Origin of the sequence: Aliiroseovarius halocynthiae (assembly GCF_007004645.1) — a bacterium.
GTDB classification, from domain to species: Bacteria; Pseudomonadota; Alphaproteobacteria; order Rhodobacterales; family Rhodobacteraceae; genus Aliiroseovarius; species Aliiroseovarius halocynthiae.
Genome location: NZ_ML660021.1, coordinates 81,942 through 104,403 on the forward strand (window position 1 = coordinate 81,942; position 22,462 = coordinate 104,403).

Below are 22,462 nucleotides of genomic sequence, written 5' to 3' on the forward strand. Positions count from 1 at the left end.
GCGATGCACATTGTAGATGGAGCCCTGTCAAATCCCGTGCTGATCGGCGGCGCGGCTTTGGCTGTGGGCGGTATCGCGATGGGCCTGAAGAAGCTGCCGCTGGAACGTATTCCGGCGGCAGGCGTGCTGTCGGCAAGCTTCTTCGTGGCCTCGCTGATCCACGTGCCAATCGGGCCCAGCTCGGTCCATCTGATCCTGAACGGGTTGGCGGGGCTGGTTCTGGGTTGGGCGGCGTTTCCGGCGCTGTTTGTCGGGCTGTTGTTGCAGGCCGTGTTCTTCGGCTTTGGCGGGTTGACCGTGCTGGGCGTGAACGCGGTGAATATTGCGCTGCCAGCGGTCTTGGCCGGCTTGATCTTTGGGCGGCTGATTGCCCGAGGCAGCCCGATGCAGGGCGCCATCTGGGGCGGGATCGGCGGCGGTTTTGCCATCGCCGCCACGACGGTCGCGGTTGCATTCTCGCTTGCTTTGTCGGGGGACGAGTTCATCCCCGCAGCCAAGCTGGTATTCGTGGCGCATATTCCTGTTATCATCATCGAAGCGCTTCTATCCGGCGCGGCCATCTTCTTGGCCCGCCGCGTAAAGCCCGAGCTTTTCGTAGGCTCGAAAGGAGGATGGGCATGATCCGATCCCTAGTTCTGATCCTCGCCTTGGCGACCCCTGTGCCAGCCTTGGCGCACAACGTGATCTCGTCCGTCTTCCCATCGGGGTCGGACATCGAGGGCGAGATCGGTTTTTCCAGCGGCGATATGGCCACCGATTTGCTGATCGAGGTTTTTGACGAATCTGGCAATAAGCTGGGCGAGACGAAGACCGATGCCGACGGATTTTTTATCTATACGCCCTCGCAACCTGTCACCCACATCTTCCGCGGTGATCTGGGTGCGGGACACGTGGCCGAGGTCATAATGCCCGCGTCCGAGGTCGCTGCACTGATGGGGCAGGACGCTGCCCAATCGTCTGCATCTGCCTCTGTCGGGATACCCGCCTCGTCCCGGGCAGACCTGACCGGTCTGTCCGATCAGACCCGCGCCGAGCTTGCGACAATGATCCGGACCGAGCTGCGCCCCCTACGTCAAGAAATCAGCGCCTATAAGAACAAGAACGATCTGCAGACTGTTTTGGGCGGGCTGGGCTATATCGCGGGGCTCTTTGGTTTGGGCTTCTACATCGCGGCCCGCCGCAAGATGGGGGGCGACGCGTGACATATGTCCTAACATCGGACGAAAAGCCGCTTACCGGCTTTGGCGCGCTTCGGGCAGCGGTATCGTCACTTGATCCCCGGATGCGGATCGTGATGACCGTGATCTATGCGATCACCGTGGTGGCCTTGGATGATCTGCGGGTGCTGTCAGGCGCGTTGATCCTGTCCATGTGGCTTCTGGCGATCTCGGGTCTGCCGTTTCAGAAGACGCTGAAACGCATGGCCATGATGGACGGGTTCATCATCTTCACCCTGATCCTGTTGCCCTTCACCATGCCCGGCACGCCGATGTTTTCCGTCTTCGGCTTTGACGCCACATGGGAAGGCCTGTGGCGCGCGACTGAAATTGCGTTGACCGCCAATGCCGTCATTCTGGCCGTCATGACGCTGGTCGGGTCGATGGAGCCGGTGACGATGGGCCACGCCCTGTTTGCGCTGAAAACGCCCGAACGGCTGGTCCATCTGATGATGTTCACCATCCGCTATATTGACGTGCTGCGCGAGGAATACATGCGTCTGCGCACCTCGATGAAGTTGCGCGGGTTTCGTCCGGGCACGAACTGGCACACCTATCGCAGCTATGGCTATCTGGTGGGTATGATGCTGGTGCGCGCGATTGAACGTTCGGAACGTATTCTGGCCGCGATGAAGTGCCGGGGGTTCTCGGGCCGGATCGTGCTCTTGGAAGAGTTCCGCCTGACCCGGTCGGATGTGGTGTTTGTCAGCGCGATGCTGCTTGCTTTGTCTGCCCTGATCTGGGCCGAGGTCGCTTATGCCCTTGCTTGAGCTTTCCGATATCCATTTCGCCTATCCGGGACTGGATCCAGTTCTGGAAAGCGCGTCCATGCAGATGCAGCCGGGCGAACGCCTGTCGATCGTTGGGCCGAATGGCGCGGGAAAATCCACGCTTCTGAAGATCATCATGGGGCTGTTGGTGCCCGATACCGGGACCGTCCACGCCTTCGGCAAGCCGCGCGCCGAGGAAGCCGATTTTCACGAGGTCCGCCGCCGTATCGGTTTTGTCTTTCAGGATGCGGATGACCAACTGTTCTGCCCCACCGTGGCCGAGGACGTGGCCTTTGGCCCGCTGAACCTCGGTAAGTCCAAGGACGAGGCGCTGGCGATTGTCGATCAGGTTCTCAGCCGCCTTAGCTTGATGCATCTGCGCGACCGGATCACACATAAACTGTCTGGCGGCGAGAAACGTCTGGTGACGCTGGCCACCGTGCTGGCGATGGAGCCAGAAGTGCTGATCTTGGACGAGCCAACCAATGCGCTGGACCCCGACAATTACAGCCGCTTGATCGAGATCCTGAACGGGCTGGATCAGGCGATCCTGCTGGTCAGCCACGCCCCGGACTTCCGCGCTGAAATCGCGCCCGAAGGCTATCGGTTGGAGCATCGGAAACTGGTGCGAATCTAGCATTCCGCCCTAGCGTCACCCCAACCGCACAACCTCGCCGCCCGCTGCATCCGCGTCTTCTTGGTCATGGGTCACCATCAGAACAGGCAAAGCGCGGGCGCGGGCGTGTCGAAAGACGAGATCGCGCACCTGCCCGCGCAATTCGGCGTCGAGACCTGAGAACGGCTCGTCCAGCAGCAGCGCATTAGGTGCGGACAGAAGCATGCGCATCAAAGCGACCCGCGCTCGCTGCCCGCCTGACAGGGTTTCTGGATCACGGTCTGCAAAACCTTCCAGCCCCACTTCGGCCAGCGCGGTGTCAATCTTCGCGCGGCGTTCCGCGCGGGTGCCGCCTTTGGTCAGACCAAAGGCCAGATTGGCCCCAACGCTGAGATGCGGGAACAGAAGCGCGTCTTGGAAGAGGATCCCGACGCAGCGATCCTCGGGCGGCAGGGGCAGCAGGTCGCGGCCCTCTAGGCGGACGTGACCTTGCAGTTCAAACGCAGGGGGCAACGTGCCGATGATCGCCGACAGCAGCGTTGACTTCCCCACGCCGCTTGGGCCCATGATGGTCAGCACCGATCCGGGCGCGACATGGGTATCGATCTCGATCAGCGGTGCGCCGTCTTTCAGGATGCGGACCTGATCCAGATGCAATCCGTTAGCCATTCAAAAGCCCCTTTCGGTTGCGCCATACCAAAGCTGGCAGCGCCAAGGCCAGCGCGAAGGGTAGCATCGCGGCGGCAGTTTGCATCAGGCCGAAAACTCCGATGGCGCGGCGATCCCCGCCGGATGCAAGCGCGACGGCTTCGGTGGTCAGGGTTTCAACCCGGCCTCCGCCCGCCAGAAGCGTGGGTAGGTATTGCCCGACGGACACGGCGACACCCACGGCGGTCGCGGTCAGAAGTGGAGCCAGAAGCATGGGCAGGCGCACACGCCACAGCACTTGGTTCGGCGTGGCCCCCAACGCTTTGGCGACGGTGGCTTGGCGCTTGTCCCAAGACTGCCAGGGCCCTTCCAGCGACAGGCGCAGATAGGGCAGGACAAAGACCAGATGGGCCAAAATGACGGGCAGACGTCCCATGCCCAGCCCGAGGTTTAAAAGCAGCGTTTGCAGCCCAGGTAGGAAGGCGGTTTGCGGCAGGATCAGCGGCAGATAGATCAGCCACATACCGCGCTGGGTCAGGCGCAGGCCCAGACGTTCCTCGGTCTCGAGGCAGCCGATGGTCAGGATCATTCCGATCGTGACTGAGACACCTGCGATCAACGCGGTTTCCCCCAGTGCGTCCAGACTGCCCGTGCGGTGGCGCATCCAGCTGCGCAGAGTGAACTGGTCGGGCAGCAGGTCAGGGAAGCTCCAGAACCCTGCAAAGGACCAGATGATCAGGCCGAGGAAACCCAAAAGCAGGGACAGCGAGACGGTGGTGCCAAGAGCAAACCCCGCGACGCGCAGGGGGGTGTTGCTGCGTCCGCGTCGTCCGGTTTGGACATGGCGGCGGGCAAGGCGGGCAATCAGATGTTCGCCCAGAAACCACAGGCCGACGCCCGCGATGACCAACACAAGCTGCCACAGCGCGGCGGCGGCGGCCAGCAGGCGAAAGCCAATGTCCGGGTCGGACATCCAGCGCACGATTTGCACGGATAGCGTTGGCGGCGTCGATGGCCCAAGGATCACCGCCACATCGACCACCGACATAGCCCATGTCAGGACCACCAAAATGGGCAGGCGGATGCGGGCGTAAAGGGCGGGGAAGATGGCGATCATCCACGCCTTGATGCGGCCGTATCCCATGCTTTGGCTTAACGCCATGCGGCGGCGTCCGTCGATTTGGCCCAAGGCCGCGATGGACATGAGCAGCAGGAACGGCACCTCTTTCACCACCATGCCTGCGATCAGCGAAAGCCCCCAAGGGTCGTTCAGGATCAACAGGTCTGGCGGACGCTCCCACCCGGTTAGCCACGGGGAAAACAGACGTGCGATCCAGCCTGATGGCGCGATCAGAAAGGTCAATCCGAAGGCGGCGGCAGCATGGGGGACAGACAGGAAAGGCGAGAGTAGACGCTCCAGCACGCGAAACCCGCGCGTGCCGGTCCAGCCTGCAAGGATCAATGCGGTGATGGCCAAAGATAGAAGCGCCGAGACGATGCCCGTGACAAGTGATAGGCGCGTTGCAGCGGACAATCCGGGCCAGTCAAACAGCGTGCGAAATGCCTCTAGCGAAGGGCCGTAGTGTCCGCCAGCAGGGAAATGCCCGAAGGCTGGCAGGATCGTTCCCCACAGCCCTGCCACTAACGGACCCAGCAAAAACAGGACCGTCAGTAATGGAAACAGGGGAAGGCGGGGGAGGTATTTCATAGGAGAGTATTGCCCCGCACGCGATGCGCGGGGCAATGGTACTTCTTACTGAACGCCGTAGCGCGATTGCCAGTCTTCGGCGATGCGGGTCATCCAGCTGGGATGCGGTTCATCCTGCACGCGGCCAAGCTGGGCGGGCGTTAGGGTTGCGATGCCCAGATCCAGTGCGTCAAATCGGGCGCGGTCGTCGTCTGACAGCGCAGCCATGTTCAACACCGTGCCGTATCCCAGCACGTTCGGGTCTTGCGCATGGGCCTGCGCCTCGGGCGACATCAGGAAGTCGGCCAGCACCATCGCGCCTGCTTTCGATCCCGAGTTATAGGGGATCGCCACGAAGGACGCGTTGCCGATCGTGCCCTTGTCCAGAACGAAGGTGCGCACGGTGTCGGGCAGTTCGAAGTTTGCAATCGCGGTCGAGGCGGCGCTGGGGCTGAAGGACACAGCCATATCCAGCTCTCCGTCATTGATCAGCTGGATCTGACGGGTGCCGTTGGGCGGATAGGCGCGGCCTTCGCGCCACAGGGCTGGGGTCAGCTCTTCCAGATAATCCCACAGCGGTGTGGTTACCTCGACATAGTTTTCATCTGACACCGGTTCAGCCAGCACGGATGGATCCTCCAGCAGTTCGACCAGCATTTGCTTGAGGAATGTCGTGCCTAGGAAGTCAGGTGGCTGGGGATAGGTGAAACGGCCGGGATGGGCTTTGGCCCATTCAAGGATCGCCGCGGCGGAAGGGAGCGGTTCGGCAATGTCTGCAGTATCGTACATGAACACCACCTGCGCCATAGCCCACGGGGCTTCATAGCCTTCGACCGGAACGGTGAAATCGGAGCGGACAGTTTTGCCTTCAGCATCGACGAACTGCCAGTTTGGAAGATCCTCGGCGAACGGGCCAAACAGCAATCCGTTGTCCTTCATAGACGCGAAATTCGCCCCATTAATCCAGATCATGTCGATCGCACCGTCGTCATCCTGACCGGCCTGTTTTTCGGATAGAACGCGGGTCACGGCATCGGCGGTGTCGGTCAGCTTCACATGCTCCAGTGTCACGCCATAGCGGTCTTTGATTTGGTCGCCCGCCCATTCAATAAAGGCGTTTGTGGTGGGCGACCCACCCCATGCGTTCCAATAGACGGTCTGGCCCTTGGCTTCGTCTAGAACTGTATCCCAATTCGCGGGATCGGGGTCGGCAAAGCTGGTCGTTGGCAGAAGGGTCGACGCCAGCAGGCTGGCGGCAAGTGCAAGATGTTTCATTTGGGCTCCTGTTGGTCGGAAAGGATGGGGCCAAAGGCCTGATACGCGCCCCAGACGCGCAAGATGGCCGTGGCAAAGCAGACGATGGCAAACAGCCACGCCAGCGGCATGAAAAAACGGGGGAGAAGGCAGAGAAGGACGAAGAATAGGATCGTTTCGGTGCCTTCCAGAATGCCGTTGGAATAGTAAAGCGACTTGATGCCCTGCGCGCGGGTCTGAAGCCCTTTCTTTTCCGCAAGTATCGCATAGCCCAGAAAGCTGGCGCCGTTCACATAGAAGCTTAGCAGCAGAAATGCGCCTGCGATCCCATTGGTTGCCGGATCGTACAGAACGAACGCAAAAGGAATGGCACCGTAGAATGCGAAATCGGCGGTGATGTCCAAATAACCGCCGAAATCACTGCGGGTGCTGGCGCGGGCCACCGCCCCGTCCAGCCCATCCGCGAGGCGCGAGGCAAGCAGCAACCATAGGCCCAATGTGAAATGTTCCGTGGTAATGCTGATCGCGGCCAAAAGCCCAATCCCCAGCCCGATCAGCGTCACCAAATTGGCGCTGACGCCCGCGCGGGCCAACAGGCCGCCGACCCGATCCAGCGGCGGGTCAATCAGTTTACGTGCATAAGCGTCCAGCATGACGCGCCCTTTCCCATTGCCGCAATGGTACGGCGTTTGATGCGATACTTGGACCAGATCGGCCTGCCGCGTCCATGCGGCATACGAAAACGTGAGCATTCGTCATGAAATCAGTGCGAAAATCCTTGGCGGAGGGGGCAGGTTGCGATTGAATGGGGCGTCAATCGGAGGCCCTGATGAAGAAACCGACTTACTATTCGCCCGAAGGTGGCTTGCCACCCCAGACGCAGCTGCTGACGGATCGTGCGGTGTTTACCGATGCTTATGCGGTGATTCCTAAGGGGACGTTATCGGACATCACGACCTCGGCCTTGCCGCATTGGAATGCGGCGCGGTTTTGGGTCTTGGCGCGCCCCTTGTCGGGCTTTGCCGAAACATTCTCGCATTACATCGCCGAGGTCGCACCGGGTGGTGGCAGTGACCGGCCCGAGGAGAACGCGCAGGCCGAAGCCGTGCTGTTTGTGGTCGCGGGTGCGATGGAGCTGACGCTTGATGGCGTCACCCATCAGATGCAAACGGGTGGCTATGCATTTATACCAGCGGGCACGTCATGGACGTTGGTGAATACCTCGGACGCGCCGGTTAGCTTTCACTGGATCCGCAAGCGCTTTCAACCGGTTGACGGCATCGACGCCCCCACGGCGTTTGTCACGAATGAAGCGGACCATGACCCGATTCCGATGCCGGATACAGATGATGCTTGGGCGACCACGCGATTCGTCGATCCCACGGATCTGCGCCACGATATGCATGTGAATATCGTGACCTTCCAACCGGGCGGGGTCATCCCGTTTGCCGAAACCCATGTGATGGAGCATGGGCTTTACGTGCTGGAAGGCAAAGCCGTCTACCGCCTGAATCAAGATTGGGTCGAGGTCGAAGCCGGCGATTATATGTGGCTACGTGCCTTCTGTCCGCAGGCTTGTTACGCGGGCGGACCGGGGCCGTTTCGCTATCTTCTCTATAAGGACGTAAACCGCCACATGCCGCTGAGCGGTTTTTGATCAAAAGGCTTGAACCTTCTGCGCGTTTCCCCTTCTGTGGCTGTGACACAAGCGCGAGGGATCAACGATGTCACAGAAGATTCGTATCGGATTGAACGGGTTCGGTCGCATTGGCCGGTCCATTCTGCGAATATTGGCGCAAGATGCAGGCCCGTTTGACGTGGTCTTTATCAACGATATCGAAAGCTTGGATACCTGCGCTTATCTGTTCAAATATGACAGCGTGTTTGGCCCGTTTCCGGGCGAGATTACGACGGCCGATCAGGCGCTGGTGATCAATGGGCAGAGCATCCCGTTCTATGCCATCCCAGACATCAGCACGATGGATCTGTCCGATGTGGATGTTGTGCTGGAATGCACGGGCATGGCAGGCAAGCGCGCGGTGGCCGAGCGTGGTCTGGCGGCAGGTGCGCGTAATGTTCTGATCTCTGGTCCGTCATCCGAGGCCGACGTGACCGTGGTTCTGGGCGCGAATGAAGATCAGTTGGCGGGGCAGCGAATTGTCTCGAACGCGTCATGCACCACCAACGCATTGGCCCCGCTTTTGAAACTTCTGGACGATCGGCTGGGCGTGATTGGCGGACATATGACCACTGTCCATTGCTATACCGGCAGTCAGCCCACCGTCGACAAACCGCGCGCCAATCCGGCGCGATCACGGGCGGCGGCGTTGTCGATGGTGCCCACCACCACCAGCGCGCATAAGCTGGTGGGCGATGTGCTGCCGCAACTGGCGGGCAAGGTCGAGGCGCGGGCGATCCGAGTTCCCACCGCGTCTGTATCCTGTATCGATCTGAGCGTGCGGGTCACCAAAGAGGTGGACGAAGATCAGGCCCGCGCCATCCTGCAAAAGGGCGCAACGGGCGATGTGCTGGGCTGGACCGAGGAGCCTCTTGTGTCCTCGGACCTGCGCATGCGGCCCGAAAGCCTTGTGATTTCCGGCCCCGAAACCTCGGTGTCTGAGGGCGGCTTGCTTCGGGTCTTCGGCTGGTATGATAACGAATGGGGCTTTTCCCACCGCATGCTGGACGTCGCCCGCTTAATGGCGCGTGGCTAAGCCTATTCCGCGTTGAAGGTGAACAGCGTTTCGCCGTTGATCTCGTACCCGTCGATCAGCGCCTTGGCGGTGCCCGAGGTTAGCCAGTCTTCCAACGTCTGTGCCAGATCAGCTTTGACATGCGGATGTTTGGCCGGGTTCACTGGCAGGAAGGCGTATTGGTTGAACAGCACGGGATCGCCTGCAAACAGCAGCGCCAGCCCGTCCTTGTTGCCGAAATTCAGCCAACTGGCCCGGTCGGAAATCACATAAGCAGGCATGCCTGATGCGATGTTCAGCGTGGCCCCCATGCCTGCGCCGACCTTCCGATACCAGTTCCCAGCCGGTGTAAGATCGGCAGCGGCCCAAAGCTTCAGCTCGGCCTTATGTGTGCCGCTGTCATCGCCCCGGCTGACAAAGGGGGATTTGGCGTCTGCGATCTTGGCCAGAGCCACGCTGGCGGTGTCTGCTGCTTTGATATCAGCGGGGTCCGTGTCGGGGCCGATGAAAACGAAATCGTTATACATGATTTCGCGCCGGTGGGTGCCATAGCCCGCGGCGACGAATGCCTCCTCTGCCGTGCGCGAATGCACCAGAATGGCGTCTACATCGCCTGCTTCACTTAGGCGAAGCGCCTGCCCAGTCCCGACGACCAGAAGCTGCACATCAATGCCCGTGTCTTCCTTGATTGCGGGCAGCAAAACATCCGCCAGACCCGAGTTCTGGAAGGACGTGGTGACGGCCAGTTTCATGTCATCCGCAAAGGCGGCGCTGCTTGTGGCAAGGGCGACCCAAAGTCCGGTCAGCAGGGATTTCATTCGACGATGTCTCCGTTCAGGAAGGCTGCAGCCTCGGCGGTCTGCGGTTGGTCAAAAAACAGGGGGGTCGGCGCGTGCTCGTGGATATGCCCTTTCAGAAGGAACAACACATCATCTGCCAGTCGGCGCGCCTGCCCCATGTCATGTGTAGACATGATCAGCCGGGTGCCCGAGGTGGCAGCTTGCCGCAGGATCTCTTCAATCTCGCGGGTGGCGCGGCCATCCAGCGACGCGCAAGGTTCGTCCAGAAACAGCAGCGCGGGCTTGGTGATCAGCGCACGCGCAATGGCCAGTTTCTGCCGTTCGCCACCAGACAGGAAGGTGGCGGGGCGATCCAGCATGGGGCCAAGCCCGACCCGAGTACCTGCCGTGTCTGCCTGTGCGCGTGCCATGGCTTTCGCGATGCCGCGCAGACGCAGCGGATAGGCGATATTGTCGCGTACCGACCTGCGCAGCAGAATGGGTTGCTGGAAGACGAAGGATTGCGCGGCATGCGCAGTGTCCAGATCACAACCCCAGTTGATCGCACCATCGGACAGACGCGCAATCCCGTGCATCATCCGCAGAAGTGATGTCTTCCCCGCGCCGTTTGGCCCGATCACAATCGTGATGCCCTGATCTTGCAGCGTCAGGTCAATCGGCCCGACTAACCGCTTGCCTTTGCGGCGGATCGTGGCCCCGGTCAGAGTTAAAGGGAACAGACTGCGCATCACCAGCGTCCCTCTTGTTCGGTGCGGCCAATGATGTGGATCGCAAGGTTCACGGCAATCGCCAGCAGGATCAGCACAAAGCCCAGACCCAGCGCCATGGCAAAGTCGCCTTTGCCGGTTTCCAGCGCGATGGCTGTGGTCAGCACGCGGGTGTGATGATCGATATTGCCACCGACGATCATGATCGCGCCGACTTCTCCTATTGCGCGGCCAAACCCTGCCAGCGCGGCGGTTAGAAGCGCGCGGCGTCCGTCCCACAGAAGGGCGGCCATACGCTGGCGCTGCGTTGTGTTCAGCGAGATCAGAAGGTCGTGATAATCCGACCACAGTTCACGCAAGGCCTGATGGGCGATGGAGGAGATGAGCGGCACGATGATGACCACTTGCGCGATGATCATGGCGGTCGGGGTGAAGATCAGTCCCATAACCCCAAACGGCCCCGAGCGGCTGAGCAGCACATAGACGATCAGCCCGACCACAACGGGCGGCAGGCCCATCAACGCGTTCAGAAGCGCGATGGTGAAACGGCGCGCGCGGAAACGGCGGACGGCCAGAAAGGCCCCGATTGGCAGGGCGATGGCGCAGGCAATGACCAATGCCGTCAACGTCACGCGCAGCGAACGCAGCGTGATTTCTACCAGATCCGCGTCCAGCGTCACCAGAAGCCAGAGCGCCTGGCCTATTCCTTCCCACAGATCCGACATTTGCCGCCTTTAGCCCAGTACAGGCATCCCTGATACAGGCCCGTTCTGCCACAGCGCAAGCCGCGTTAAGCCATTGGAAATGGTCTGATAAGGCACCTAAACCGACATTTCTGCCGGTTTAGGTGCCACAGAAGGTTGTATAGGGACCGAACCCGTCTGGTGCGGGCAGGGCGAAGGCCTCGGCCCCGTCCTGTTCGCGAAACGGGTCGGACAGAACCTGAAGCAACGTGTCAAAAGGGGCCATGTCGCCATCAGATGCGGCGGACAGGGCTTCTTCGACCTTGTGATTGCGCGGGATATAGATAGGGTTCACGGCGTCCATCGCGTCGGGCCGCGCAAAGTTATCCTCGTCATGGCTGAGCCGGTGCAGATAGCGCGAGCTCCAATCCGCGGTGCCTTCGGCGATGACGATCCCATCCAGCGCGGACGCATCTCCGCCGGCCACACGCGACAGCGCGCGGAAGGTGCGGGTATAGTCGCTGCCCGCACCCTGCATCAGACTGTGCAAGTCGTTCGCCAGATCCAGATCCTCGTCACGCGCGGTGAACAGGCCAAGCTTTTTGCGCATCCCATCCAGCCAATGCTGCTGATAAAGCGCCGGGAATTCTTCAAGCACTTGCATCAGCTCCGCGATGGCTGCGTCTTGGTCGTCTGGGTTGATCAGCAAGACCAGCGTTTCGGCAAACCGCGCAAGGTTCCACTGCGCCAGATTGGGTTGGTTTCCAAAGGCATAGCGCCCCTGTCGGTCAATAGACGAAAACACTGCGTCCGGGCTGTAGGCATCGATGAAGGCGCAGGGGCCATAGTCAATCGTCTCGCCCGAAATCGTCATATTGTCGGTGTTCATCACCCCATGGACAAAGCCCACATGAACCCATTGCGCAATCAGTGCGGCTTGGCGGGCCTGCACCTGTCGGAACAGTTCCAGATAGCGGTTTTCGGCACCCTCGATGTCGGGATAGTGGCGCGCAATGGCGTAGTCGGCCAGTTGCTTGACCCGTGCGTGATCACCGCGCGCGGCAAAGAACTGGAACGTGCCCACCCGCAGGTGCGAGGCCGCGACCCGCGCCAGCACAGCGCCCTGTTCAGGGCCGTTCTGGCGTAGCACCGGTTCCCCAGTGGTCGAGGCCGCAAGCGCGCGGGTGGTCGGGATGCCAAGGGCGTGCATCGCCTCGCCCATCAGATATTCGCGCAGCACGGGGCCAAGCACGGCCTTCCCGTCGCCGCCGCGCGAAAATGGCGTCTTGCCCGAGCCTTTCAGATGCAGGTCACGGCGGTTGCCGTTCGTGTCGAGAAACTCGCCAATTAACAGGGCACGACCATCGCCCAACTGGGGCGAGAAGCCCCCGAACTGGTGGCCTGCATAGGCCATCGCAACCGAGCTGCCACCGTCGGGAATGCGCATGCCGACCAATTCCTCGGCGCCTTCGCGCGTCTCAAGATAATCGGCATCCAGCCCAAGTTCGTCCGCCAAGGGGCGGTTCAGGCGCAGCACGTTTGGGTCGGGGACTTGCGCCCCCTTCCACTCGACATAAAAGCCTTGCAGCTCGCGGACGAAGCTGTTGTCAAAATCTGGATGAGCCATACCGGATTTTACTCGGCCGCGCCGCGTTTGGGCAGAACCCAATCGGGGCGGGCGAAGTGGCAGGTATAGCCGTTGGGTAGACGCTCCAGATAATCCTGATGCTCGGGTTCTGCTTCCCAGAAATCACCGGCGGGTTTCACCTCGGTCACGACTTTGCCGGGCCACAGCCCGCTGGCGTCGACATCGGCGATGGTGTCCAGCGCGGTCGCTTTCTGTTCGTCCGACAAATAGTAAATGCCCGAGCGATAGCTGGTGCCAAGGTCGTTGCCCTGACGGTTTACCGTGGTCGGATCATGGATCTGAAAGAAGAACTCAAGCAGCGTGCGATAGCTGATCTTGGCCGGATCAAACCAGATCTCTATCCCTTCGGCATGGGTGCCGTGATTGCGATAGGTCGCGTTGGGAACGTCCCCACCGGTGTATCCCACACGGGTTTTCGTCACGCCGGGCATCTTGCGGATCAGATCCTGCATGCCCCAGAAGCAGCCACCGGCCAGAATTGCGCGTTCAGTCATTGGTTTCCCTCCACAAGGTGAAGATAGTCGCCATAGCCTTCGGCTTCCATCTGGTCTTTCGGCACAAATCGCAGCGAAGCCGAGTTGATGCAATAGCGCAGCCCGCCGGTTTCGCGCGGGCCGTCCGGGAACACGTGACCCAGATGGCTGTCGCCATGGGTGGACCGGACTTCAACTCGCTCCATCCCGAACGTGCTGTCGCGGTGTTCAGTCACGTGGGCGGCTTCGATCGGGGTCGAAAACGCGGGCCAGCCACAGCCTGAGTTGAACTTGGTGGATGACGAAAACAACGGCTCGCCCGAGACGACATCTACATAGATCCCGGGTTCATAATGCTTGTCATACTCGCCCGTGAACGCCCGCTCGGTCCCGTTTTCTTGGGTGACCCGGTATTCTTCCGGGGTCAGGCGATCAATGGCGTCTTGGGATTTTTGATAGCGCATGCGGTCCTCCTTCGGGTTGAGGCAAGAATATGGGGTCTGTAGGCCAAATTGGAAGCGTCCGGTGAAGCACGTTGACGTGAGTGATCTGTAACGAATTGGGCCTTAGAACCGCGTGGGGGCAAACGGATCCAGCGCCAGTTCCGGCGTCGCGCCAAGCGCCAGATCTGCGACCAGTTCCGCTGTGCCCGCCGATTGGGTCAGGCCAAGATGGCCATGTCCGAACGCATAAACCACCCGCGCGTCTTGCGGAGAGCGCCCGATGACGGGCAGCGTGTCAGGCAGGGACGGGCGGTACCCCATCCATTGCTTGCCGCCCTCGGTGTTCAGCCCTGGCAGGAAATCCCGTGCCTTCTTCAGCAAGATATCGGCGCGTTTGAAGTTTGGGGGGAGCTTCAGCCCGCCAAGTTCTACCGCGCCGCCGACGCGCACACCGCCATTGATCATCGAGACCACGAAACCGTGTTGGCTGAAGGTCAGATGGGTGCGCAGGTCGAAGGCACCGGGGGGCAAGGTGGTATTATAGCCGCGCTCGGTTTCCAGCGGTATCTTGTCGCCCAGACGGCGCGCCAGATGGTGGGACCATGCGCCTGCGGCGATGATCAGCTTCTGGGTCTCAATTTGGCTGTCACTTGTTTGCACGCGCATACAGCTCTCGGCGGGGGTGATGCTGTGAACGTCAGTGATCTTGATGTCGCCACCCGCGTCGCGCAGCGCTTGCGCCACGGTTTCGGTCCACAGCTTCGGGTCCACGGTGTTGAACCAGTTCGGGGTGAACGCGCCGTGGGTGAACCGCGGATGCAGGCCCGGCTGGTATTCCGCGATTGCCTCGGGGCTGGTCAGGTGGATTGCGTCAAAGCCGTGCTGTTTCTTCAATTCCCATGCGGGCAGGGTGCTCAGGTAAGCTTTTTCGCCCTCGTACAGCGCCATTTGACCTTTGCGCTGGATCAGGTCCTCGCCCTTGATATGCGCGACCTGCCGTTCGAAGGCGGCCTTCGCCACGTGCATCAGCTGGGCCTGCGCTTTCATCGAACCTTCATAACGATCCCGCCAACTGGCCCTCCACAACCGCAGCATCCACGGCGCGATTTGCAGCGCATAGGCGGGCGGGACTGACAGAGGCCCCAATGGGTCCAATAGCCATTTTGGGGCTTGTTTCATGATGCCGGGTTTGGCCAGCGGCTCGATTTCCTGAAACGCAAAGGCGCCAGCATTTCCGGCCGAGGTTTCACCCGCGACGCCCTTACGGTCCAGAACGCGGACCTTTTGGCCACGGCGGGCAAGCTCCAGCCCGATGCTGATGCCGGTGATGCCGGCGCCGATGATTGTGATGTCGTCAGCCATGTCGAACCTTGCAGGAAAAGTGGATCAGGTCCCGATACCATTCCTGAAAGGATCGGCCGGGTCAAAGATCAATCGCGCTTCGGCCATGATAAAAGCTTGGCCCGTGATTGATGGGATCACGCCCCCGTTCGGGCTCGGCGTACAGGATAGGCGATAGGGGCTGCCGATGACGCTTTCCGATGGGAGCAGATCTGCCAGACCGACCGCACCCAATTGGAGTATGAAATGTACCTGGGTGACGGCCGGATCTGGGTCGAGGTCATCGAATCGGATTCGATGCGCAGACACGCATTCAAGTTGCGTTCGACACCTCCCGTCATCGGAGCGTCAGTGAAACTGTATTGCCGCGTCCCTGGGGGTGGACTGCGCAGCGCATTCTCTTTGATGGATTTGTGTGTTGCTCAATCGGTGGTGTGCCGATTGCCCTTCAGACATCAGAAGATGGTGAAGTGAAGGGGCGAGCGCTCCATAGTGTGAAATGTCCTGTTTCAGCGACGACCCTTCTGGGAGGTCGGATTGTCCGCGAGTGGTGATTGCACCATATTGAGCATTGGATCCAAAAATCCAGAGAAAAAATGAGGACGTCGGGTAAGTTCAAGTGTGGGTTGATGAATCTTTATCTGGCAAAGCCGTTTTGCTTCTTTGTGGTGCAATACCTGCCGCCGCCTGAAGCTCATGCAAGTGCTGTGGTGAATTGGCTCAGCTTGGGCCACCGCCGCTGCTGCTTTGGCCAAACTTGCGAAACAATTTTGTGCGGTCGAAGGCCTCTTCCAGCTCGTCCGTGCGTGCTTTGACGCTGTCCCAAAGGCGTTCCTGAACCTCGGCCACTGCGCATTCCAGCAGGACCAGCAGAGCTGACATCGAATCCCACGCCGAAGGAACGGCAATACGGGCGCTGAACGTGTGGCGCGCCAGCCGGTGAATGGGCGAACGCCATTGGTCCGTGAACAGCACAATCTCGGCCTCGCGTTCATGGGCCAATTGCCCGATCACAAGTGTCGTATTTTCATAGCGCCGGACGTCCAGCGCAATCAGAATATCCCCTTTGCGAATGTCCAGCAGCTCGTGTGTCCACGAGGCCGAAAAGGGCAACAGACGCACATCCGGGCGGATCATCTGAAGGTGCAGATAAAGGTATTGCGCCAAGGTTCCTGTGATGCGGCCTCCGGTGATGAAGATCCGCCGGTTCGGATCGCAGATCAGCTTGCACAGCGCGTCGAACTCGTCGGGGTCCACTTCGTCCAGACTGCGCTTTTGGTTCTCAAGCGCTTGCCGGGAATAGCGGTTCAGCGTGTGTTCTTCCGGCAGATCCGTCTTCCACACATCGCGCTTGGCGACTGGGTCCGAGATCATCTCTTTCAGCTCGCGCCGCAGTGCTGCCTGAAACTGTGGGTAGCCGTTGAACCCGGTTTTCTGCAGAAGTCGCGCGACAGTAGTCGTGGACACCGCCGCCGCCGCGGCCAATTCCGTAATGCTGCCCAGCCCTGACAGCGGATAGTCATCCAGAATGGCGTTCATAAGCTGACGCTCGGAAGGTGTCATGTCTTCGCGATGTTGTAAAAGCTGATCGGTTACGCGCACAGGCAACATCCTTTGCATTGAATTTCACTATTCTGTCAAAATATCGACAGGGAAATCAAGGGTGGTTAATTTGCTACGGAAAAATATTGACACAGTTAAAGAAGCTGTGGAAGTTTTTCCGCATGGAATCGCAGACGTTGAAATCAGCATTCGGTCCGGCCGTGCATGTGGACCAGATGGCCGATGCGCCCTCGGTGATCGTGGTGTGTGAACATGCCTCGAACCGGGTGCCCGCGCATCTGAAGGGTTTGGGGCTGGATGCCGACACATTGACCCAGCATATCGCTTGGGATCCCGGCGCGTTGCCCGTGGCCAAAGGGATTGCGCGCCGTCTGAACGCGGTACTGGTTTACGGTGGAATTTCGCGTCTGGTGTATGACTGCAACCGCCCACCCAATGCGCCAGACGCAATTCCGTCCCGCAGCGAGGTATTCGAGATCCCCGGCAACACTGATCTAAGCGACGCCAACCGCGCCGCACGGGTGGACCAAGTTCATCGCCCGTTTTCAACAACACTCACGGAACAGATCGGTGTGCACCGGGCTCATCTTCGGATGATGGTCACGGTCCACAGTTTTACACCTGTCTATCGTGGTCAGACGCGTGATGTGCAGATCGGCGTTTTGCATGGCGACGATGACCGGTTGGCGCATGCGATGATGCAGACGATACCCGCAGATCTGGGTATGGAGGTTCAGCTGAATGAGCCATATGCGGCGTCAGATGGTGTTGCACATACGCTGAACAAACACGCGGTGCCGTACGGTTTGCCGAACGTGATGATCGAAATCCGCAATGACCTGATCGAAACCGAAGCGCAGCAGGCAGCGATTGCTGGTGCGTTGGCGGCTTGGGTTGCTCAGGCCGAGGCCCATTTGACCGAAAGGAGCACCGCATGACTGCTCTGATGACTGGGTATGTACGTGTCGTTGATGCCGTGAATTACCGCATCGGTCGCGTGATGATGTGGGGGCTTTTCGTCATGATGGGGATCCTTTTGTGGTCCTCGATCTCGAAGACGTTTTTTGTGCCTTCGCTTTGGACGCTGGAAATGGCGCAGTTTGCCATGGTGACCTATTACATCATGGGTGGGCCGTATTCGCTTCAGATGGGGTCGAATGTGCGGATGGACTTGTTTTATCACAATTGGAACGACCGCAAGAAAGCGTGGTTCGACGCGTTCACAGTGTTCTTTTTGCTGATCTATCTGGGCGTGCTGGTTTGGGGTGGTGTCGGATCGACCGCCTATTCTCTGGGATATTGGGGCGATGCGCCGTTTTCGTATTTCTGGGGGCTGATCACCGGGGCGGAAGAGGTCGGGCGGCTTGAGCGCTCGTCCACCGCGTGGCGCCCCTATGCCTGGCCCATCAAATCCATCATGGTCGTCGGCTTCTTCCTGATGCTGCTTCAGGCCATTTCCGAACTGTTCAAAGACATCGCCCGCATCCGCGGCAACGAGATTGGTGTGACACGCGCATGAGCCAAGAATATATCGCCATTTTCATGTTCGCATCGATGATGCTGATGCTGTTCACCGGCCAGCGCGTGTTCGGTGCGATCGGGGCCGTGGGTGCCATTGCCGCGCTTGCCCTTTGGGGCGTGGGCGGGCAGGACATTCCGTTCTCGGCCGCGATGAAGCTGATGAAATGGTATCCGCTTCTGACCCTGCCGATGTTTATCTTCATGGGTTATGTCCTGAGCGAAAGTCGCTTGGCTGATGACCTGTATCGCATGTTCCACGTCTGGATGGGTCCGGTGAACGGAGGCCTTGCGATAGGCACCATCGGCCTGATGGTTCTGGTGTCCGCCATGAATGGTCTGAGCGTCGCAGGCATGGCAATTGGCGCGACGATTGCCCTGCCCGAACTTCTGCGCCGGGGCTATGACAAAATCATGGTCACAGGGGTGATCCAAGCCGGGTCCAGTCTGGGCATCCTTGTGCCGCCTTCGGTCGTGTTGGTGCTCTACGCGATGATCGCGCGCCAGCCCGTGGGACAGCTGTGGCTGGCGGGCGTTCTGCCAGGGCTGATGATGGCGTCACTGTTCATCATCTACATCTGGCTGCGCTGCAAAATCCAACCGCATCTTGGCCCGGCGATGGAAGATGCGCATCAGGTCTCGCGCGCTGAAAAGATCCGCTTGCTGGGTGCGGGTATCCTGCCGCTAGCGATCTTCGCCGCGATGATGGTGCCTTTCGTGAACGGCTGGACCTCGCTGGTCGAAAGCTCGGCCATTGGCGCGCTGACGGCCTTGTTCGCCTCGGTCGCCAAGCGCCGCATGACGTGGCAGATATTCGAGACCTGTACCAAGCAGACCTTACTGATTTCCTGCATGTTCATGTGGATTATTCTGGCGGCGCTGGGCTTTGGCGCTGTCTTCGACGGGTTGGGCGCGGTCAAGGCCATCGACAACCTGTTTACCGAACAGCTTGGGCTGAATCCGTGGGTCATTTTGATCCTGATGCAGCTAAGCTTTATCATCATGGGTACGTTTCTGGACGATACCGCGATGCTGGTCATCGTGGCGCCGCTTTACGTGCCCTTGGTCAAAGTGCTGGGCTTCGACCTGATCTGGTATGGGGTGCTTTACACCATCACCACCCAGATCGCGTATATGACGCCGCCCTTTGGCTATAACCTGTTTCTTATGAGGGCCATGGCACCGCCAGAAATTGGGCTGGGGGACATTTACCGTTCGATCGTGCCATTCGTCCTTATCATGGTGATGGCCTTGGCAATCATCATGACCTTCCCCCAAATCGCTCTGTGGCTGCCCAATTACGTTTACGGAAAATAACGATAATAAATTCAACCAACTAGGAGAGAAGAAATGACGACAAGACGTAAGTTCTTAACTACCGCCGGGGTTGGCATGGCCGCCGCCCCATTGGCGACACCCGCACTTGCACAAAGCACGATCAAATGGCGCATGCAGACCTATGCAGGCCCCGCGCTGGCAGCCCACGTGATCGATCCGGCAATCAAGATGTTCAACCAGATCGCAGGCGATCGCATGCAGATCGAACTGTTCTATGCGGACCAGTTGGTCCCAACAGGCGAGCTGTTCCGCGCTATGCAGAAGGGCACGATTGATGCGGTGCAGTCGGATGATGACTCGATGGCGTCGCCCACGGATGTGACCGTGTTCGGCGGCTATTTCCCCTTCGCCTCGCGCTATTCGCTGGACGTGCCGGTCCTGTTCAACCAGTACGGCCTGAATGAGATCTGGGACGAGGAATACTCGGCCGTTGGCATCAAACACGTCAGCGCCGGATCGTGGGACCCGTGCCACTTTGCCACCAAGGATCCGATCAATTCGCTGGCCGATCTGAAGGGAAAGCGCGTCTTCACCTTCCCAACTGCAGGTCGCTTCCTGTCGCAGTTCGGCGTGGTCCCCGTGACCCTGCCGTGGGAAGACATCGAGGTCGCTGTACAAACAGGCGAACTGGACGGCGTGGCGTGGTCGGGCATCACGGAAGACTACACCGTGGGCTGGGCAGACGTGACTGACTATTTCCTGACCAACAACATCTCGGGCGCATGGGCTGGGTCGTTCTTCACCAACTTGGATCGTTGGAACGAGTTGCCGGAAGATCTGCAAACCCTGTTCCGCGTTTGCTGTGACCAGTCGCACTATTATCGCCAGTGGTGGTATTGGGGCGGAGAAGCCAGCCTGCGCGTCAACGGCGACAAGATGAAGCTGACCACCATCCCGGATGAAGAATGGGCGCAGGTCGAACAGGCCGCCGTCGCCTTCTGGGACGAGATCGCTGCAGAAAGCCCGACCAAGGCCAAAGTGGTCGAGATCTTCCGCAAGTATAACGCCGACATGCAGAAGGCTGGACGGCCCTATCGCTATGGCTAAGGTGTAAGCAATCCGGCAGAGCTCTGACCTTAGGGCTCTGCCAACCTAACTGAAAGACAACTGATGTTTCCTTGGCTACGAACAGCATTTAAGCGCGGCTGCTTTTTGGTGGTAGCGATTTCGACAACGCTTGGTTGGGCGACCGTCCCTTTGGCGGCCCAAGCAGCAGATAGCTGTCCAGATTACAGATGGTCGGGTTTCACAAATCCCGGTCCCCAGGAGTTCAAAGTCGTAGACGCCTATCCCACTTCGCGGGGCCGCGAAGTGCATGAAGTACTTTTCGGACCACTCAAAGGGAAATACGCGAAAGCATACCTATTCGCTGAGTTCGAGGGCGATTGCTTGATGCGAGTGGTGTCTATCGGTTCCTATGCTCTGACAGCGATGGGTCTCGATGGTGAGGGCTCCACAGGTGATGACAGGCTTTATCATGCCGATCTGTATGAACCTAATAGCCATGCCACTCTTGGTTTCTACGAGGGCAAGCCAAATCTGGATGAGATGCGAGCACTGGCGATGTCGGTATTCTCTGAGCAGCCTGTAGAACCTGTAAGCCAAACGGAGTTGCCAAATGGCACCGGAGAATGAAAGTGAAAGCATGCTGAGTTTCGAAGATCTTAAGGCGCAAGTGGCAGACGGAAGCATCGACACGGTGCTGGTTTGTTTGGTGGATATGCAGGGGCGTCTGATGGGCAAGCGCTTCCATGCCGGCCATTTTGTGGCTGGTGCATATGAGGAAACCCATTGCTGCAATTACCTGCTGGCCACAGACCTAGAGATGGGTACGCCGGAAGGCTATGCCTCGACTTCGTGGGAAAATGGGTATGGCGACTATGTGATGAAGCCTGATCTGTCGACCCTGCGCCCGGTGCCGTGGCTTGAGGGGACGGCGTTGGTGTTGTGCGACATCCTTGATCACCATACGCATGCCGAGGTGCCTCATTCCCCGCGTGCGATCCTGAAGCGTCAGGTGGCGCGTTTGTCCGAGCTGGGCTTCGACGCCATGACCGCGACCGAGCTGGAGTTCTTTCTGTTCGAGAAGAGCTTTGACGAGATCAGCAAAGGCGGCTTCCGCGATTTGACCCCGATCTCGGGCTATAACGAAGATTACCACATTCTGCAGACCACCAAGGAAGAACACGTGATGCGGCCGATCCGTAATCACTTGTGGAACGCCGGTCTGCCGATCGAAAACTCGAAGGGCGAGGCTGAGACTGGTCAGGAAGAGCTGAACATCAAATACGCCCCCGCGATGGACAATGCCGAGTATCACACGATTGCCAAACACGCGGTGAAGGAGATCGCATGGCAGCAGGGGCATGCCGCGACCTTCCTGCCTAAATGGCACCATGACAAGGTGGGCTCGTCCAGCCATGTGCATCAGTCGCTGTGGAAGGATGGGGCAAACGTGTTCTACGACGCGGATGACGCGCTGGGTATGTCAGCCCTGATGAAGTCCTACATGGCGGGTCTTTTGAAATACGCGCCGGATTACACCTATTTCATGGCGCCCTATATCAACTCGTATAAGCGCTTCATGAAGGGCACCTTTGCCCCCACCCGGATCATCTGGTCCGTGGACAACCGGACGGCGGGCTTCCGTCTGTGCGGCGATGGCACCAAGGCCGTGCGCGTGGAATGCCGCATCCCTGGATCGGACATGAACCCCTATCTGGCCATAGCCGGAATGCTGGCCGCAGGTATTGCTGGTATTGAAGAAGGTTTGGAGCTTCAGGCCCCAACCACTGGCGATGTCTATCAGGGGGAAACCGGAATGATCCCAGGCAATCTACGCGAAGCACGCGATGCAATGCACGGATCAACGATGCTACGGGCCGCGATGGGCGATGATGTGGTGGATCACTACACGCGCGCTGCGGAAGTCGAGATTGAAGAGTTTGACCGCGTCGTGACCGATTGGGAAATCGCACGTGGGTTCGAACGGGCGTAACGGAATCAGGCTGGGGGCTAGCCCCCAGACCCCCAGGATATTTGTGACAAGAAAAAGGGATTTGA

25 protein-coding genes are annotated in these 22,462 nt (G+C 59.5%); 12 read left to right on the forward strand and 13 right to left on the reverse strand.

Annotated elements, in window-relative coordinates:
* The first annotated feature begins 3 nt into the window (after window positions 1–3).
* The 4 genes from cbiM to FIL88_RS10930 are packed head-to-tail and all read left to right on the forward strand — an operon-like array spanning window position 4 to window position 2,624.
* Complete coding sequence (cbiM, locus tag FIL88_RS10915; protein ID WP_142853907.1) at window positions 4–621, forward strand: cobalt transporter CbiM; 618 nt, start codon at window positions 4–6, stop codon at window positions 619–621.
* On the forward strand, window positions 618–1,202 hold the full coding sequence (locus FIL88_RS10920; protein WP_142853908.1) for a cobalt ABC transporter permease: 585 nt from the start codon (window positions 618–620) through the stop codon (window positions 1,200–1,202). Before cbiM ends, FIL88_RS10920 begins: the two co-directional genes overlap by 4 nt.
* Entirely contained in the window at window positions 1,199–1,987 is a 789-nt protein-coding gene (gene cbiQ, locus FIL88_RS10925; RefSeq protein WP_142853909.1) for a cobalt ECF transporter T component CbiQ, read from the forward strand. The genes FIL88_RS10920 and cbiQ overlap by 4 nt, the downstream gene beginning before the upstream one ends.
* Entirely contained in the window at window positions 1,974–2,624 is a 651-nt protein-coding gene (locus FIL88_RS10930; protein WP_142853910.1) for an energy-coupling factor ABC transporter ATP-binding protein, read from the forward strand. Before cbiQ ends, FIL88_RS10930 begins: the two co-directional genes overlap by 14 nt.
* Before the next feature lie 15 nt (window positions 2,625–2,639).
* Here the strand turns inward: FIL88_RS10930 and FIL88_RS10935 are convergent, their stop codons facing one another.
* The 4 genes from FIL88_RS10935 to FIL88_RS10950 are packed head-to-tail and all read right to left on the reverse strand — an operon-like array spanning window position 2,640 to window position 6,845.
* The gene (locus tag FIL88_RS10935; RefSeq protein WP_142853911.1) at window positions 2,640–3,272 is read right to left on the reverse strand and encodes an ATP-binding cassette domain-containing protein; all 633 of its coding nucleotides are present in this window, start codon (window positions 3,270–3,272) and stop codon (window positions 2,640–2,642) included.
* Window positions 3,265–4,959 carry an ABC transporter permease gene (locus FIL88_RS10940; RefSeq protein ID WP_142853912.1) on the reverse strand — a complete coding sequence of 565 codons (1,695 nt, stop codon included), beginning with the start codon at window positions 4,957–4,959 and terminating at the stop codon, window positions 3,265–3,267. The genes FIL88_RS10935 and FIL88_RS10940 overlap by 8 nt, the downstream gene beginning before the upstream one ends.
* 45 nt (window positions 4,960–5,004) lie before the next feature.
* On the reverse strand, window positions 5,005–6,213 hold the full coding sequence (locus FIL88_RS10945; RefSeq protein WP_142853913.1) for an ABC transporter substrate-binding protein: 1,209 nt from the start codon (window positions 6,211–6,213) through the stop codon (window positions 5,005–5,007).
* A complete protein-coding gene (locus FIL88_RS10950) occupies window positions 6,210–6,845 on the reverse strand; it encodes a CDP-alcohol phosphatidyltransferase family protein (protein ID WP_142854027.1) in 636 nt (211 codons plus the stop codon). Before FIL88_RS10950 ends, FIL88_RS10945 begins: the two co-directional genes overlap by 4 nt.
* 176 nt (window positions 6,846–7,021) lie before the next feature.
* Between FIL88_RS10950 and FIL88_RS10955 the strand changes: the two genes are divergently transcribed.
* Together FIL88_RS10955 and FIL88_RS10960 are read left to right on the forward strand one after the other, a co-directional pair.
* A complete protein-coding gene (locus FIL88_RS10955; protein WP_142853914.1) occupies window positions 7,022–7,849 on the forward strand; it encodes a bifunctional allantoicase/(S)-ureidoglycine aminohydrolase in 828 nt (275 codons plus the stop codon).
* Window positions 7,850–7,916: 67 nt separating this feature from the next.
* A complete protein-coding gene (locus FIL88_RS10960; protein ID WP_142853915.1) occupies window positions 7,917–8,906 on the forward strand; it encodes a type I glyceraldehyde-3-phosphate dehydrogenase in 990 nt (329 codons plus the stop codon).
* Window positions 8,907–8,908: 2 nt separating this feature from the next.
* Here FIL88_RS10960 and FIL88_RS10965 read toward each other — a convergent pair whose 3' ends face one another.
* The 9 genes from FIL88_RS10965 to FIL88_RS11005 all read right to left on the reverse strand — a co-directional run bounded on the left by FIL88_RS10965 (window position 8,909) and on the right by FIL88_RS11005 (window position 16,582).
* Window positions 8,909–9,703 (reverse strand): ABC transporter substrate-binding protein, encoded by a 795-nt coding sequence (locus FIL88_RS10965; RefSeq protein ID WP_142853916.1) that lies wholly within the window; start codon window positions 9,701–9,703, stop codon window positions 8,909–8,911.
* Window positions 9,700–10,413 (reverse strand): ATP-binding cassette domain-containing protein, encoded by a 714-nt coding sequence (locus tag FIL88_RS10970; protein ID WP_142853917.1) that lies wholly within the window; start codon window positions 10,411–10,413, stop codon window positions 9,700–9,702. Before FIL88_RS10970 ends, FIL88_RS10965 begins: the two co-directional genes overlap by 4 nt.
* Entirely contained in the window at window positions 10,413–11,117 is a 705-nt protein-coding gene (locus tag FIL88_RS10975; protein ID WP_142853918.1) for an ABC transporter permease, read from the reverse strand. Before FIL88_RS10975 ends, FIL88_RS10970 begins: the two co-directional genes overlap by 1 nt.
* A gap of 118 nt (window positions 11,118–11,235) precedes the next feature.
* Window positions 11,236–12,702 carry a protein adenylyltransferase SelO gene (locus tag FIL88_RS10980; RefSeq protein WP_142853919.1) on the reverse strand — a complete coding sequence of 489 codons (1,467 nt, stop codon included), beginning with the start codon at window positions 12,700–12,702 and terminating at the stop codon, window positions 11,236–11,238.
* Window positions 12,703–12,710: 8 nt separating this feature from the next.
* Window positions 12,711–13,217, reverse strand: coding sequence for a peptide-methionine (S)-S-oxide reductase MsrA (gene msrA / locus FIL88_RS10985; RefSeq protein WP_142853920.1), 507 nt, complete (start codon window positions 13,215–13,217; stop codon window positions 12,711–12,713).
* Entirely contained in the window at window positions 13,214–13,660 is a 447-nt protein-coding gene (gene msrB / locus FIL88_RS10990; RefSeq protein WP_142853921.1) for a peptide-methionine (R)-S-oxide reductase MsrB, read from the reverse strand. Before msrB ends, msrA begins: the two co-directional genes overlap by 4 nt.
* Before the next feature lie 102 nt (window positions 13,661–13,762).
* Window positions 13,763–15,001 (reverse strand): NAD(P)/FAD-dependent oxidoreductase, encoded by a 1,239-nt coding sequence (locus tag FIL88_RS10995; RefSeq protein ID WP_142853922.1) that lies wholly within the window; start codon window positions 14,999–15,001, stop codon window positions 13,763–13,765.
* 24 nt (window positions 15,002–15,025) lie between these two features.
* The gene (locus FIL88_RS17040; RefSeq protein WP_281281305.1) at window positions 15,026–15,289 is read right to left on the reverse strand and encodes a proline racemase family protein; all 264 of its coding nucleotides are present in this window, start codon (window positions 15,287–15,289) and stop codon (window positions 15,026–15,028) included.
* Between the two features lie 411 nt (window positions 15,290–15,700).
* The gene (locus tag FIL88_RS11005; protein ID WP_246066690.1) at window positions 15,701–16,582 is read right to left on the reverse strand and encodes a MurR/RpiR family transcriptional regulator; all 882 of its coding nucleotides are present in this window, start codon (window positions 16,580–16,582) and stop codon (window positions 15,701–15,703) included.
* A 122-nt stretch (window positions 16,583–16,704) separates the two neighbouring features.
* Here FIL88_RS11005 and FIL88_RS11010 point away from each other — a divergent pair, with 122 nt between their 5' ends.
* The 6 genes from FIL88_RS11010 to FIL88_RS11035 all read left to right on the forward strand — a co-directional run bounded on the left by FIL88_RS11010 (window position 16,705) and on the right by FIL88_RS11035 (window position 22,397).
* Window positions 16,705–17,481: an N-formylglutamate amidohydrolase gene (locus FIL88_RS11010; RefSeq protein WP_142854029.1), complete on the forward strand. Its 777-nt coding sequence runs from the start codon at window positions 16,705–16,707 to the stop codon at window positions 17,479–17,481.
* A complete protein-coding gene (locus tag FIL88_RS11015) occupies window positions 17,478–18,062 on the forward strand; it encodes a TRAP transporter small permease subunit (RefSeq protein ID WP_142853923.1) in 585 nt (194 codons plus the stop codon). The genes FIL88_RS11010 and FIL88_RS11015 overlap by 4 nt, the downstream gene beginning before the upstream one ends.
* Window positions 18,059–19,378, forward strand: a complete 1,320-nt coding sequence (locus tag FIL88_RS11020; RefSeq protein WP_142853924.1) for a TRAP transporter large permease — start codon at window positions 18,059–18,061, stop codon at window positions 19,376–19,378. Before FIL88_RS11015 ends, FIL88_RS11020 begins: the two co-directional genes overlap by 4 nt.
* Before the next feature lie 33 nt (window positions 19,379–19,411).
* Complete coding sequence (locus tag FIL88_RS11025) at window positions 19,412–20,446, forward strand: TRAP transporter substrate-binding protein (protein WP_142853925.1); 1,035 nt, start codon at window positions 19,412–19,414, stop codon at window positions 20,444–20,446.
* A gap of 63 nt (window positions 20,447–20,509) precedes the next feature.
* Entirely contained in the window at window positions 20,510–21,034 is a 525-nt protein-coding gene (locus FIL88_RS11030) for a hypothetical protein (protein ID WP_142853926.1), read from the forward strand.
* Between the two features lie 10 nt (window positions 21,035–21,044).
* Window positions 21,045–22,397 (forward strand): glutamine synthetase family protein, encoded by a 1,353-nt coding sequence (locus FIL88_RS11035; RefSeq protein ID WP_142854030.1) that lies wholly within the window; start codon window positions 21,045–21,047, stop codon window positions 22,395–22,397.
* Window positions 22,398–22,462 lie beyond the last annotated feature (65 nt).

What these genes read in the sequence shown, in the direction of transcription:
- cbiM (WP_142853907.1), top strand. Translation starts at nt 4, where the DNA reads ATGCACATTGTAGATGGAGCCCTGTCAAATCCCGTGCTGATCGGCGGC.
- FIL88_RS10920 (WP_142853908.1), top strand. Translation starts at nt 618, where the DNA reads ATGATCCGATCCCTAGTTCTGATCCTCGCCTTGGCGACCCCTGTGCCA.
- FIL88_RS10930 (WP_142853910.1), top strand. Translation starts at nt 1,974, where the DNA reads ATGCCCTTGCTTGAGCTTTCCGATATCCATTTCGCCTATCCGGGACTG.
- FIL88_RS10935 (WP_142853911.1), bottom strand. Translation starts at nt 3,272, where the DNA reads ATGGCTAACGGATTGCATCTGGATCAGGTCCGCATCCTGAAAGACGGC.
- FIL88_RS10940 (WP_142853912.1), bottom strand. Translation starts at nt 4,959, where the DNA reads ATGAAATACCTCCCCCGCCTTCCCCTGTTTCCATTACTGACGGTCCTG.
- FIL88_RS10945 (WP_142853913.1), bottom strand. Translation starts at nt 6,213, where the DNA reads ATGAAACATCTTGCACTTGCCGCCAGCCTGCTGGCGTCGACCCTTCTG.
- FIL88_RS10950 (WP_142854027.1), bottom strand. Translation starts at nt 6,845, where the DNA reads ATGCTGGACGCTTATGCACGTAAACTGATTGACCCGCCGCTGGATCGG.
- FIL88_RS10955 (WP_142853914.1), top strand. Translation starts at nt 7,022, where the DNA reads ATGAAGAAACCGACTTACTATTCGCCCGAAGGTGGCTTGCCACCCCAG.
- FIL88_RS10960 (WP_142853915.1), top strand. Translation starts at nt 7,917, where the DNA reads ATGTCACAGAAGATTCGTATCGGATTGAACGGGTTCGGTCGCATTGGC.
- FIL88_RS10965 (WP_142853916.1), bottom strand. Translation starts at nt 9,703, where the DNA reads ATGAAATCCCTGCTGACCGGACTTTGGGTCGCCCTTGCCACAAGCAGC.
- FIL88_RS10970 (WP_142853917.1), bottom strand. Translation starts at nt 10,413, where the DNA reads ATGCGCAGTCTGTTCCCTTTAACTCTGACCGGGGCCACGATCCGCCGC.
- FIL88_RS10975 (WP_142853918.1), bottom strand. Translation starts at nt 11,117, where the DNA reads ATGTCGGATCTGTGGGAAGGAATAGGCCAGGCGCTCTGGCTTCTGGTG.
- FIL88_RS10980 (WP_142853919.1), bottom strand. Translation starts at nt 12,702, where the DNA reads ATGGCTCATCCAGATTTTGACAACAGCTTCGTCCGCGAGCTGCAAGGC.
- msrA (WP_142853920.1), bottom strand. Translation starts at nt 13,217, where the DNA reads ATGACTGAACGCGCAATTCTGGCCGGTGGCTGCTTCTGGGGCATGCAG.
- msrB (WP_142853921.1), bottom strand. Translation starts at nt 13,660, where the DNA reads ATGCGCTATCAAAAATCCCAAGACGCCATTGATCGCCTGACCCCGGAA.
- FIL88_RS10995 (WP_142853922.1), bottom strand. Translation starts at nt 15,001, where the DNA reads ATGGCTGACGACATCACAATCATCGGCGCCGGCATCACCGGCATCAGC.
- FIL88_RS11010 (WP_142854029.1), top strand. Translation starts at nt 16,705, where the DNA reads ATGGAATCGCAGACGTTGAAATCAGCATTCGGTCCGGCCGTGCATGTG.
- FIL88_RS11015 (WP_142853923.1), top strand. Translation starts at nt 17,478, where the DNA reads ATGACTGCTCTGATGACTGGGTATGTACGTGTCGTTGATGCCGTGAAT.
- FIL88_RS11020 (WP_142853924.1), top strand. Translation starts at nt 18,059, where the DNA reads ATGAGCCAAGAATATATCGCCATTTTCATGTTCGCATCGATGATGCTG.
- FIL88_RS11025 (WP_142853925.1), top strand. Translation starts at nt 19,412, where the DNA reads ATGACGACAAGACGTAAGTTCTTAACTACCGCCGGGGTTGGCATGGCC.
- FIL88_RS11030 (WP_142853926.1), top strand. Translation starts at nt 20,510, where the DNA reads ATGTTTCCTTGGCTACGAACAGCATTTAAGCGCGGCTGCTTTTTGGTG.
- FIL88_RS11035 (WP_142854030.1), top strand. Translation starts at nt 21,045, where the DNA reads ATGCTGAGTTTCGAAGATCTTAAGGCGCAAGTGGCAGACGGAAGCATC.